Here is a 12,229-nt window from a genome sequence, read left to right as displayed (position 1 = left end):
AGCGCGGGCGCTTCGAACAGGGGCGTGAGATCGAGCAATTGGCCTTCAGCGATCAGCGCGCCGGTATCGGTGTTCGAGCCGTCCACGACGTCGGGCGCGTCGCCGGAGATGAGACGCGGCATCAGCGCTTCGGTGATCTGCTGCGCGGTCGACACCTTGACCGTCACGCCGTCGTGCAGCGTTTCCATCCAGTTGGCGGCATTCTTGATGTACTCAGATCCGAAACCGCCCTCGAAGAACAGGCCGTCCACCTCAGCCGCGCCGATCCCGAATGGGTTATCCGCGCCGGAGGCCACGGAAAACGGCAGTCCGTCCTGGGCGAAGGCGGGCAGCATACCGTAGCGGGCCAGGACCGTCCCCGCCGCTACACCGCCGGTGAGCTTGAGCATTTGTCGTCGCGTGAATTTGTTTGACATGGTTTCCTCACAAATATGATTGAGAACACAAAAGAGAAGGCCAGATGCCGCCGGAAAAAAGTCTTTTCGAAGCACCTCCACGCAATGTCGGCAAAGCCACCCAATGAGGTCCCTTTTGAGTTGGGACCGGAGATTGGCATCTTTTCGTGCAACGTGTTAATTTGTATTGACAATTCAATTTAACTATAGTTCAATAAAAATGACCTGTCAAGCACTTTGCACGAACTATAATTTAGACAGAACCGCTCATCGGATATTCAAACGGAAAGAAGCGAGACACTTATGAACCAGCCCCGGCCAAAGAATGATTACCGGCGCGTCACGCAAAAAGATGTCGCAGCACGGGCAGGCGTCTCCCCGTCGGTGGTCTCGTTTGTGCTCAATAACGGTCCGCGCTCCGTTTCCGAAGACACCCGCCAGCGCGTGCTCGATGCAATCGAAGAACTGGGCTACCGCCCCGACAAGCAGCGCCAGATGGTCATGCGCGAAAAGTGGGGATCGACCGAGTTAATCGAGTTTGGCATCGTGCTGGGCGGTGGGCTGGAGATGCTGGAAAGCGCCTTTTACGGCGCGGTGCTGGCTGGCATGTTCGATGAAGCCTATGAAGCCGGGAAGCGCGTGCGGTTCACGCAGTTCTGGGACCGGCTCAAAGACCCGGTGCTGTTCAACGAGCTGATCCACCCCGAAGAAGTGTCTGGCCTGATCATTCTGGCGGCGAACCAGGGGCTGAAATCCGACGCGGATCGTACGCTGTTGGAGCGCATCGTCGAGCGGATCGACAACGTGGTGTTTGCCGAGGACGCGCACGATCGGTTCCCCTCCGCGACGACCGATTTGCAGAGCGCCGCGAATAAGGCGATGTCTCACCTGATCGCGTTGGGCCACCAGCGGATCGCTTACATCGGGACCGAAGACGCGCGCCTGACCGGTTATCTCGTGGCGCTGCTCGAAGCCGGGCTGCCGCACGATCCGAACCTCGTGTTTCCGGTGCGCGTGATCAACGACGCGCAGGCCGGGTTCAACCGGGCCGGAAAAGCGGTGGCGCTTTCGCCTGCGCCCACCGCGATCTTTACCGCGAACGACGAGCTGGCCTGCGGTGTGATCCGCTACCTGCACGAGAACGGGCTGCGCGTTCCGGAGGATATCGCCATCGTGAGCATCGACGATATTGCGATGGCGAGCTATCTCGTTCCTTCGCTGACGACGATTCGCCTGCCCAAGCGTGAATTGGGCCGCCAGGCGGTGCGTATGCTCATCGACCGGGATGCGCACGCGGGCCAGACGCCGGTATCGGTCGTGCTGCCCACCGAGCTGGTGATCCGCGAGTCGTGCGGGTACTACGCCAAAGGGTAACCCTCAGGAAACAGCCCCGGCGATGGCACGTCCGCCGGGCTTATTTTTCGAAGTTTGTTAATTTGTATTGACACTCTAATTTTCACAACTCATCGAACACCTTCGAGGACAGCATGATTGCAGCCAAGCTAACGGGCCTTGTGACACTCCCGGCGGAAGCCGGTAAAGAAAAGGAAGTGCTGGAACTGGTCGAAAAATGGGGCGCGGACGCCATCCGGGACAGCGACGGCACGCGCCTGTCCCCGGCGCTGGCCGGGATCGATCGCCGCGTCTATTCCACGATCTGCCTCGTGCGCGCCGATCAGCAGTGGGCCTACGCGCACCGCGACCAGCTTGCGCAGAAGTATCTGATGTCCGAGCGCGTCACGGCGACCGGCGACACGGTCGAGATCGATCTGCTGCGCGGCTACTTCAAGCCCAAGTATGAAATTGACGCAGAACACGATCCGGCGGCATGGTGGGAAGTCATCGATCGCACCACGGGTCAGGTCGTGGAGCCGTCCGGCTGGCGCTTCGACCGCGAGGTCGGGACTGTCACCGTGCATCCCGCCGGGCCGTTTCATGTCTATACGGTGAACTTCCTGGTGTACCAGACCTGGGACTCGACGTCGATGTACAACCACCTCACGAACGGCTGGACGACGCCGCCCGTCATGAGCGTGGACCCCTATCTGCCCGATACCTACGCGCACTTGATGGACTATTTCGATCGGTGGCTGGCGCAGCATGCGGAAACCGACATCGTGCGGCTGACCACGCTGGCCTATCATTTCACGCTGGACTCGGACGAGACGGGCAAGGACAAATACCGCGACTGGCTGGGCTATTCCGATGCCGTCAGCCCGCGCATCCTCGACGATTTCGCCCGGGAAATGGGCTACCGTCTTCGCCCCGAAGATTTCACCGACGAAGGGTACTACAACGCGACCTACCGCCTGCCGTCTCCGCAGTACCGGGACTGGATGGACTTCGTGCACCGCTTCGTGGTGCGCTATGGCAAAGATCTGGTCGATCGCGTGCACCGGGCGGGGAAACAGGCCGCCATCTTTTGGGGCGATCACTGGATCGGGGTGGAACCCTACAGCCCGCACTTTCAGGAAATGGGCATCGATATCAACATCGGCGCGTGCGAAGACGGCGTCGCGCTGCGGCGGCTCGCGGATTCGCCCGGCCCGCAGGTCAAGGAGATCCGGCTGTACCCGTACTTTTTCCCCGATGTGTTTGGCCCCAACGGTAATCCCCTGGCCGAATCGCAGCGCAACTGGGCCAAGATCCGCCGGGCGATGTACCGGCGCGGCGTGGATCGCATCGGCTACGGCGGCTACTTGAGCGTGACGCTGCGCTTCCCTGAATTTGTGGATCACGTCGCGGAACTGTGCGACGAGTTCCGCACGCTGGTAGACCGGACGCAGCACACCGCGCCCTATACGGCGCCGGTCAAAGTAGGCGTGCTCAATGCCTGGGGCAAGCTGCGCTCGTGGATCAACAACGTCGGCCCGGCGGAGAAGTTCCACAACGGGCGTCCCGACGTGACGGAACTGGTGGGGTCCAATTTCCTCGAATGCCTCGCCGGTCTGCCGGTCGAGGTCGAGTTCCTCAGCCTCAGTGACATCGAGGCGCACGGCATTTCCGAAGACATCGACGTCATCATCAACAACGGCCCGGCGAATACCGCGTGGAGCGGCGGGTACTACTGGAAGAACGAGCGGGTTGCGACCGCACTGCGCGAATGGGTTCATCGCGGCGGCGGATTCATCGGCATTGAAGATCCGAGCGCCTGTGAGTTTCAGGGGTGGTTCTTCCAGCTTTCCGACGTCCTGGGCGTAGAAAAAGAGCGCGGCTGCAGCACGCTCGCGGCGGCTCCGGTGTTTTCGCCGTGCGCCTCGCATTTCATCACGCACGATCTGGCGCAGCCGGTCGATCTTAGCGTTGAGGAGAGCTACGTCTATGTGGACGATCCGTCCACGGACGTGGTCGCGGCCAATCCGCAGGGCCATGTGCTGATCGCGGCGCACGAGTTCGGCAGCGGGCGTGCGGTCTACCTCGCCGGGCTGCCCTACAGCCACGACAACTCGCGCCTCTTATACCGGTCCCTGCTGTGGAGCAGCCGCCAGGAACAGCAGCTTGAGCGGTGGTTCTCGGCCAATCCCAACACCGACTGCGCCGCGTTCCCGCAGAGCGGGTGGGCGGTCGTGGCGAACGCGTCCGCCAGCGAGCAGACGACGACCCTGTATGATGGCGAAGGCCGTCCGGTCCGGCAGATCGTGCTGGCTCCATATGCCGCCGCATGGGTGGATCTGCCCGTGCTGCCGCAGGAGTCGTAAGCACGCTTTTTGCACACCGCAATCGGGTGCGCAAGAAGTCAACAAAAAAAGCCCCGCAAGCTGTGACACTGCTTACGGGGCTTTTCCTGTACAGATGCTGTTTCAGACGGCGTGTTTAGCGTCGGAACACGCTCTCCAGGCCGGACCCGGCCCGCAGGTAAACGGGGATCGTGTCGAGCGGGGTACTTGCGTCGATCCAGCGTCCACCGTCGTAGCTCTCGCCGGTATGGGCGTCGGTCCAGCGCGTGCTGGGGGGCAGGTATACTTTGCGGCTGCGTGCCCCTTCGTGCAGCACGGGCGCAACCAGGATCTCCGGCCCGAACATGAATTCGTCGTCGATGGTTTCGCACGCGGGATCGTCGGGGAAATCGACCAGCAGGGGACGCATCACCGGCAGGCCCGACGCGCTGGCGCGTTCCATCTGGGCGTGGATGTACGGGCGCAGCCGCTCGCGCAGGTCGAGCAGGTCGCGCAGGATGGCGTAGACCTCGTTCCCAAACGACCACACTTCGTTCTCCGCGCCGCTGGCGGGCACCGGTTCGTCTGCCGGGAGCCGGTAGCCGTGCAGCCGGCAAACGGGCGAGAATACGCCGTACTGGAACCAGCGCACCATCAGCTCGCGGAAGGTGGGCGTACGGATGTCGCCGTCGTGGAAGCCGCCGATGTCGGTCGTCCACCACGGGATGCCGCTCATCGCCATGTTGAGGCCGCAGCGCACCTGCGCTTGAAGGGCCTCGAACGTTGACGCGATGTCGCCCGACCACATCAGCGCGCCATAGCGCTGGCTGCCCGCCCACGCCGAGCGTGACAGGGTTAGAATCTCGGTTTCGCCTTCGTCCCGCATGTGCTCGTAGAAGCCCATCTGGTGCAGCAGCGGGTAAATGTTGGCGACTTCTTCCCCGTTCCCCAGGTAGAAGCGCAGATTTTCCGGCATCCACGGGTTGATGTCCGGCTCGTCGTTGTCGAGCCACCACAGGCGGACGCCCTGCGCGTAGTAGCTGCGCTTGATCGTCTCCCAGATGAACTCGCGCGCTTCGGGGTTGGTGGCGTCATAGTACGCCATATAGGCCGGGCCATTGATGTCGTGATCGACGAACACGTGCTGCGCATCGACGCCCGCCTCGTTGTTGATCAGCAGCCCGTGCTCGGTCATGGTCGCGTAGTTTTCGCTGATCGGGCTGACGGTCGGCCAGATCGACACCATGAGCTTGACGCCCATCTCTTCCAGCTCGCTCACCATCGCCGCCGGATTGGGCCACGCTTCGGGGTGGAACTTCCAGTCTCCCATGTGCGCCCAGTTGAAAAAGTCGCTCACGATGACCGACAGCGGCAGTCCGCGCGCCTTGTATTCGCGGGCAACCTTCAGCAGATCGTCCTGGGTTTCGTAGCGCAGCTTGCACTGCCAAAAGCCGGACGCCCAGTCAGGGAAGGTGGGCGCATGGCCAGTGGCGTCCGCGTAGTGCTCCAGGATTTCGGCGTAGCTGCTGCCGCACGTGACGTAGTAATCGAGCTGCTGCGCGCCGTTGGCGACCCAGCGCGTAGCCGTGCGTCCCAGCTCCACGCGTCCGATCGAGGGGTTGTTCCACAGAAAACCGTATTTGCGCGTGGACACCATGAACGGGATGGAGATTTCGGTGTTGCGCTGCTGCAACTCGATTACGCAGCCTTCCTGGTTGAGCTGGCCGTGCTGGTGCTGGCCCAACCCGTAAAACCGCTCGCCCGGCTGCGCCTCGAACCACGCTTCGATCTGGTACAGGCGTCCATGTGGGCGCTTGAAGTCGCGGCTGGGCGGCGTGTAATACATCGCGCGCTCGCGTTCGGCCAGCAGCGTCTCGCCCGTCTCGGTGTTGATGAAGCTGATCCGCCCGTCCCGTGTGACGGTCGCCTGAAGCACGCCGCTGCGAATGCTCGCGGTGCTGTCCCCGATCTCGATCTCGGCCTCCGCGCTGGCATCCGGGTCCAGCAGGGCCTGGGGTAGATCGAGGATCTGCCCGGCGAGATTGGCGCGGACGCGCAGCCCGTTCGCGCCCCAGGCTTGCAGCCATACCTTATGCTGGTTTTCCTGCCATACCAGCCTGTGTGCTTCACGTGCGAAAAATCCCATCGTTGTTGCTCCCACTGTAGGACCAGTTCAAAGGTTGCCGGGACCCGTCTTCCCCGGAGATCTGCACTCGCTCAAGGTGCTCGGCGGAGCGGATCGGCCCGGCTAGCCTGAAATCTTGAATGCGCTCAGGGGCACCGGGGCGCTGATGACGTCGCCGCGTTCCTGCGCCGCGCGCCATGCCTGCCAGTGCGCCGGGCTGATCCCCAGCGACTCGAACGTGGCGCGCTCGCAGAAGATCCCCAGCCGGAGCGGGCCGACGAGGGTCTCCGCGATCGAGACCAGACGCGGATAGTCTTGCTTCCAGTTTCCGCCCGGCACGTTCAACGCGTCGGCGGGCAGCGTCGTCACGAACTGGACCTGCCCCTGTTCAACGCCCAGGATCAGGCTGGTCCAGATGACGTCGCCATCATACACGGCGAACAGCACGCTGCGCCGCTCCGCGTCCGGGGCCAGGGCGTGCCCCACGCTCGTCAGCATACCGGGCGGGACGTCGTGCCACCGGTCGAAAGGCGACGGGTAGAGCACGATGCCGTCCTCCGCGTAGCGCAGCGCGCAGTCTTTGACCTTGAGGCCGTATGCCAGCAGATCGTCGCCCGGCAGCCACGCATCGCGCTGGATGTCGTCCAGCCAGCTCTGGTACTGGTTGCGTTCCAGGATCACGACCGTGCCCTGCTGCCACTGCGCGTACAGCGTTTCCGCGAGCGCCGCCGGATTTTCGATCCGGTCGGGGATGTTGAACTTGCTGCGGGCGTACACGGGATTGACCGTCAGCAGTTGGCCCTGGTCGTGCAGGATATACAGATCGTTATTGCCGTGGTTGGGGGGCAGCAGCCAATCGTACAGCCGCCGCCATTGAGTCGGCTCCACGTCGATGTACGAGGCCCACGGCGAGAGCAGCGCAATGTGCCCCGTCATCAGCCCGCCTTCGCGCGTATACTGTTGGGGTTGGTAACCGGACATCAGCGCTTAACCTCCCATATTTTGACCGACCACGGTTCAAGCTGCGCGATGAGGGTGCTGCCGGTGGTTGTGCCCGCCGCGCCGGGACTGTCGATGTCGCGCCAGGATTGCACGTCGGGGATGCTCAGCGTGCCGGTTTGCGCTTCCTGGCGCGGGTTTGCGACGCACACCAACCGGCGCTTTTGATCGGAGAGCAGGGTTACGTCCAGCGCGGGATTGCTGCACTGCCAACGGGCCGTGATGCCTGCCTCCGACAGCACCGCTTTCAGCCATGGCGCCCAGCCCGCATACACGGCGGGCGTGCCGTTTTCGATGGCGCCCAGGCGCGGGAAGGCCGCCGCAACCAGTGTGATCGACCCCGCGCCATAAGCGACGCGCTGCGCGAAGGGCACATTGGGCGCTTCGCCGTCTGCCGCCAGCGCTAACGAGGCTGCGCCGCTTTCATCCCACAGATCGACGTCTTCCGCCCACAGGCCGGTGGATGCGCTGCCGCCAAAGTCCACGCGCGGCGCGCTGGATGTTGGGGCGGGCGGCATGTCCTGCCACACGTCGAGCGGCTGGCCCTGTTCGTCATAGCGCGGCCAGCGCGGTCCGCAGAGGACTTTGCCGCCGTTCCGCGCATAGCGTTCCAGCTTCGCCAGTAGCTGTGCGTCGGCCCATTCGAAGGTCGGCACGATGATTGCTTTGTACCGCGCCAGAGCCTCGTCCGGCAGATCGCTGTCACCCAGCCCATACGGCACGCCCACGGAGGGCAGCGCCACTTCGAACGCCTGCATCCAGGCCGGGGCGCGGTGTTGGATTGCGTCGCGCAGGTCGAGCGTTTTTTCGCTGACAAAGATGTCTGCCGGGAGGCGGTAGTAAATATCGGTTAAAAACTGGTTGGGGAAGCTGGCTTCGATGGCTGTGTACGCCAGCCGCTCGTAAAGGCGCGGCGTCAGTACCAGCACGTCGCGCTCGGAACGCAGAGTGTCCCATCGCAGATCCTCCAGTACGCGGTTCCAGTCGACGTAAAGCTGGAAATAGTCGGGGCGGATGCCGCCGTCGCGCTTGATCGGGGTGCTGGTCCAGCGGTCGCGGTCGGCCAGCATATAGTAGTTGATCGCGCGCAGGCCGTGCATGAAGACCGTGCGCGTGGTGAACCGCTCCTCGTCCGCCGATGGTGAGCGGTAGTAGGCCCACGAGCCGGACCCGAATTCGGGGATGAACGGCAGGTGGCTGACGGTCGAGATGTAGGTGACGCCGCGCTTCAGCGCGGCATATTCCGTCGGCAGCGGGTACGCATCGACGCCCGCGATCTCAAGCTCGGCTTCGAGCGCCACGGGCCGGAAGGGGGTACTCGGCGTGGCGACCGGGTAGTTGTGATAGTACGGCACGCCGGTCAGTCCGCGTTCCTGAAGCATCTTTTGCGTGCGGACGATGCCATACTGCACGTAATATTCCTGGTATTCGGCCCAGTCCACGTAATATGGCAGATCGGCGGCTTTTTGCGCGTCGAACGCGCACGGCGGCGTCACATCCTCGAAGCGCTGCAGGTCGGGGCGGCGGTACGCCGCTTTGAGCGCGTCCAGGCTGCCATACTTCTCCTGAAGCCACGACTGGTACAGGGCGACGGACGCGGGGTGGTAGTCCACGTCATAGCAGCGCAGCCGAAAAAAGAGCGACATCTCGTTGTCGGCCTGGATCGCCACGATCGGCCCGCGCGGGTACAGGTAGGGCACCAGGATCGGGGCGAGCGCGTCGAAATAGTCGCCTACCGCGTCGTAAAACGCCTCGCTCGCATAGCTGGGGGCGGTGAAAGGTGTGCCCGGCAGCGGCAGCACGGCGGGTGTGCCGTGTGCGGTTCGCATCTGGATCTGCGGATCGGTGATCACGCGCGGCGGAAAGCCGAAGTACGGGATCTCGGAATTGATGTGCGGCCCGGGGCGGATCAGCACGTACAGTCCGGCGGCGGCGCAGGCGTCGAGAAACGCCGCGACGTCCTTGCGCGGATCGATCTGGCCGAAGTCGAACATGCCCTGCTCGACTTCGTGCGCGCTCCAGGGGATGTAGGTCTGTATGAAGCGGAAGCCCATCTGCCGCACGCCGTCCAGGACGCGTGCCCAGTGCTCGCGCTCGTGCCGCCAGTAGTGCACGCTGCCGCTGTAGAGGGGCAGCGCTTCTTCGCCGATCAGGAGGCCCCCACCGGCTACGCGTACAGTCTGTTCGCTGCTCATTGTGCCTCGCTTTCTTGAGTTCGTGACACGGGAACGACGTGCACGGCATCGGTCGAAAGACAGCCATCTTCACATATCAGGGCGACCCCACCTCCTGGCAGCAGCGCGTCCGTATCTTCGACATCGAAGATCAGCGTGCCGTCGATCCAGGCGCGCAGGTGCGGACCGCACGCTTCCAGGGCGACGGCATAGGGGGTGTTGAACGACCAGTCGTAGGCCGCTTCGGCCAGAATGGATTCCGTATCGCGCACTTTGACCAGCCGCGCCCCGGCACTGCGATCCAGCAGCAGCGCGTAGTACCGCCGCAGCCCCTGCACGCGCACGCCCAGCCCGATCGCCTGCGCCAGCGGCGAGGCGATGTCGGCGGAGGCGCGGTAATCGTGCCAGTCGGCGGTCCCCTGCGACAGCATCCCGCGCCCGTGATCCTGGATCGGGCGGTAGGCTTCCGGCCACTGCGCCTCGAAGTGATCCACGGCGTCTACCCAGGCGCGCCGCCACATCATCCGATCCGCCGCCGGACGCGCCAGGGTGATCTCCGGCGTGCCGCCCCACGTCAGCGTGTCCAGGTAAGCCGCGGCGGGCGTCGCGCTGCTCTGCACTGCGACGCCGATTTCGGCGACCGGCGCGCCGTGCGTATCTGGCACGCGCCAGACCAGGGTCGCCTGTTCGCCGGGAGCCAGCACCGCTTCGGGCCCGCCGCACCGTTCGAGTCGATCGCTTGTGCCGTATACACGCATGTAGAGGCCCACAGTGAGCGGGGCGGCGTTGTCCTCGTGAGCCGATAGGCACGCGGTGACCTCCTGGCCGCTGTAGAGCGTGGGCGAGGCCAGCAGGGTATATCCGGCCATGTCGATCGCTTCCGGCGGGATAAAAGTCGGCGTGGCGGCGTAGACCGGGCCGACTTCACCGGCAGGACAGTGAATGGCGAGGCTGTGCGTTCCGGTCTGGCTGTGCCCCTCCGCATTCACTACATCTCCGGCGCTGCCTTCCTCAACACGGAAGCCCTGCACCGCGCCGGGCAGATCGAAGTGGAACTTCGCGCCGTTCTTGGGGGGCGTGAAGGGCCGATCGTGCAGCCGGTGCGCGGACTCGATGACGTGGTACGCTTCGGTGACGGCGTCGCTGATCGCCCGCCCGCCGTCCGCGGTGGGCAGATAGAGTCGGTCGGCCACCGGGCCGCGCCAATCCACCGCACCCTCGAACGCGCGCAGACCGTTCTTGATCCCCAACAGGCAGCCGACGTTGGCCGCGTTGCAGTCGGTGTCCCAGCCGGATGTGTTGACGATGGTCATCGTTTGCCCGAAGTCGTCGCTGCCGTACAGCAGCGCCAGAATGATCAGGCCGTGGTTGGGCATGATGTGGCACACGCCGGGATAGCGATCGTACCCGTAGTGCGCCTGCATCTGCTCGCGCGCGGTGTGCCAGTCGGGATACTGAGCGTGCCATTCGCGGATGTCCGCGATCATGCGCGCAATCGTGGCATCGGGCGGGATAAACGTCAGCGCGGTGTCGATCAGGACGTTCAGATCCGGCTCGGTGAAGGCCAGCGCTTCCATCGCGGCGATCATCTGCGCGCCGTGCACTGCCGCGCCATCGTGGCTGACGCTGCCAGCGCGTCTGGCGAGGTCTGCGGCCAGGGCCGGATCGCCGGGGGCGAGCATGGCCCAGCCGTCGATAAAGATCTGCGCGCCGATCTGCTCGGCGATGGTCGTGCCATTGAGCGCCATCGATCCGCTGCGTGGAGCCGGGATGCCGTGTTTCAGGCGCATGTAGGCCGTGTGCTCGGTGGAGTTGCCGACGCCGCCCCACCACAGCACGGTCTGGTTTTCGATCAGGTAGTTGAGCCAGGTTTGCCCGATCTGTTCGGGCGTGAGCTGCGGGTCGTAGCCGTGATCGGCCAGCGCGCGCAAGAAGGTGAACGTGCCCGAAATGTCGTCGTCGGTGACCACCAGCGGGCGGCCAAACCGCTCGTGCACGTAGGTGGTGATCTCGCCCAGCTCGCGGGTGATGCGGTCGTAGGTCCAGCCCTCGAAGGGCCGCCCCAGATAGACACCGATGATTTTTCCCAGAACGCCCGCGTAAACCTTTTCGGCGTAGGTCGCGGGACGCTCTGCCAGAATCGTGTTGGTCATAACCGGTTCAGTCTTCTTTCTTTGGCAGGGATGAGTCAGGCGCGCACCAACGCGCGGACGCGCTCGATCCACATGGTTACGAACGGCCCGGCGTCCACGTCAACACAGACGTGCATGGTCGGCGCGCCGTCCGGCTGAACGACGGTGCGCAGCACGTCGTCGATCACGTCCAGCCCGATCGCCATGCGGCGCACGGTGGTGAACTGGCAGGCGATGCTGGCATAGACCGCCAGCGGATCGTGCAGGTAGGTGCGCCCCTGGTAGAAGTCGTCGGTGATGCCTACCTCGCTGGAAAGCGTGGAAAAGCTCTCCTGCATCTGTTCCATCAGCGCGACGAGGGCGGTGGTCAGCGGACTGTCCCAGGTGCGGATCGCGGCGCGGTGCTCGGCGGTCAGGTAGACCTGGCTGGTCACCTCGATCGGGACGAGCGTGATCGGCCACGGCGCGGCAAACACCAACTGCGTCGCCAGCGGATCGCAGTTCAGGTTGGTTTCGAACATCGGCGGCCAGGGGAACTTCTCCGGCTCGATCAGCCCGCCCATGATCGTCACGTCGCGGATCCAGTTTGGAAGGCGTGGCTCGATCTGGAGCGCCCGGCCCAGGTTGGTCAGGGAGCCGATGGCGACCAGTGACAGCTCGCCGGGCAGCCGCTGCGCCTGCTCGATGATGAAGCGGGCCGCGCTGATCTGCGGCAGGCCCATGCCGTCGCCGATGAAGAGGAAGACAT

Annotated in this window: 8 protein-coding genes; 2 read left to right on the top strand and 6 right to left on the bottom strand. The window is 64.1% G+C overall.

Translation table 11 applies throughout. The annotated features are described in order from the left end of the window. Nucleotides 1-416, bottom strand: a 416-nt coding sequence (locus tag V7116_RS19635; RefSeq protein WP_324393667.1) for an extracellular solute-binding protein, incomplete at its 3' end; no start/stop codon positions are given. A gap of 282 nt (nucleotides 417-698) precedes the next feature. Here V7116_RS19635 and V7116_RS19630 point away from each other — a divergent pair. Next, nucleotides 699-1,769, top strand: a complete 1,071-nt coding sequence (locus V7116_RS19630; protein WP_324393666.1) for a LacI family DNA-binding transcriptional regulator — start codon at nucleotides 699-701, stop codon at nucleotides 1,767-1,769. 113 nt (nucleotides 1,770-1,882) lie between these two features. Next, nucleotides 1,883-4,093 carry a 1,3-beta-galactosyl-N-acetylhexosamine phosphorylase gene (gnpA, locus tag V7116_RS19625; protein WP_324393665.1) on the top strand — a complete coding sequence of 737 codons (2,211 nt, stop codon included), beginning with the start codon at nucleotides 1,883-1,885 and terminating at the stop codon, nucleotides 4,091-4,093. 115 nt (nucleotides 4,094-4,208) lie between these two features. On the opposite strand, the gene V7116_RS19620 is transcribed toward gnpA, so the two are convergent. The 5 genes from V7116_RS19620 to V7116_RS19600 form a co-directional block, all read right to left on the bottom strand. Next, entirely contained in the window at nucleotides 4,209-6,197 is a 1,989-nt protein-coding gene (locus tag V7116_RS19620; RefSeq protein WP_324393664.1) for a glycoside hydrolase family 31 protein, read from the bottom strand. 102 nt (nucleotides 6,198-6,299) lie between these two features. Continuing rightward, nucleotides 6,300-7,157, bottom strand: coding sequence for a hypothetical protein (locus V7116_RS19615; protein WP_324393663.1), 858 nt, complete (start codon nucleotides 7,155-7,157; stop codon nucleotides 6,300-6,302). Beyond that, a complete protein-coding gene (locus tag V7116_RS19610; RefSeq protein ID WP_324393662.1) occupies nucleotides 7,157-9,370 on the bottom strand; it encodes a beta-galactosidase in 2,214 nt (737 codons plus the stop codon). The genes V7116_RS19615 and V7116_RS19610 overlap by 1 nt, the downstream gene beginning before the upstream one ends. Continuing rightward, nucleotides 9,367-11,502, bottom strand: coding sequence for an ADP-ribosylglycohydrolase family protein (locus V7116_RS19605; protein WP_324393661.1), 2,136 nt, complete (start codon nucleotides 11,500-11,502; stop codon nucleotides 9,367-9,369). The genes V7116_RS19610 and V7116_RS19605 overlap by 4 nt, the downstream gene beginning before the upstream one ends. Nucleotides 11,503-11,537: 35 nt before the next feature. Further along, a partial coding sequence (locus V7116_RS19600; protein WP_324393660.1) for a nucleoside hydrolase occupies nucleotides 11,538-12,229 on the bottom strand: 692 nt, incomplete at its 5' end.

This window comes from Aggregatilinea sp., from assembly GCF_036822615.1.
In the GTDB taxonomy this organism is placed as follows: domain Bacteria; phylum Chloroflexota; class Anaerolineae; order Aggregatilineales; family Aggregatilineaceae; genus Aggregatilinea.
Note: the sequence above shows the minus strand (reverse complement) of the source record. Positions and strands in the feature narration are given on the sequence as shown.

Coding starts and splice junctions, on each gene's coding strand:
- V7116_RS19630 (WP_324393666.1), top strand. CDS start 699: ATGAACCAGCCCCGGCCAAAGAATGATTACCGGCGCGTCACGCAAAAA.
- gnpA (WP_324393665.1), top strand. CDS start 1,883: ATGATTGCAGCCAAGCTAACGGGCCTTGTGACACTCCCGGCGGAAGCC.
- V7116_RS19620 (WP_324393664.1), bottom strand. CDS start 6,197: ATGGGATTTTTCGCACGTGAAGCACACAGGCTGGTATGGCAGGAAAAC.
- V7116_RS19615 (WP_324393663.1), bottom strand. CDS start 7,157: ATGTCCGGTTACCAACCCCAACAGTATACGCGCGAAGGCGGGCTGATG.
- V7116_RS19610 (WP_324393662.1), bottom strand. CDS start 9,370: ATGAGCAGCGAACAGACTGTACGCGTAGCCGGTGGGGGCCTCCTGATC.
- V7116_RS19605 (WP_324393661.1), bottom strand. CDS start 11,502: ATGACCAACACGATTCTGGCAGAGCGTCCCGCGACCTACGCCGAAAAG.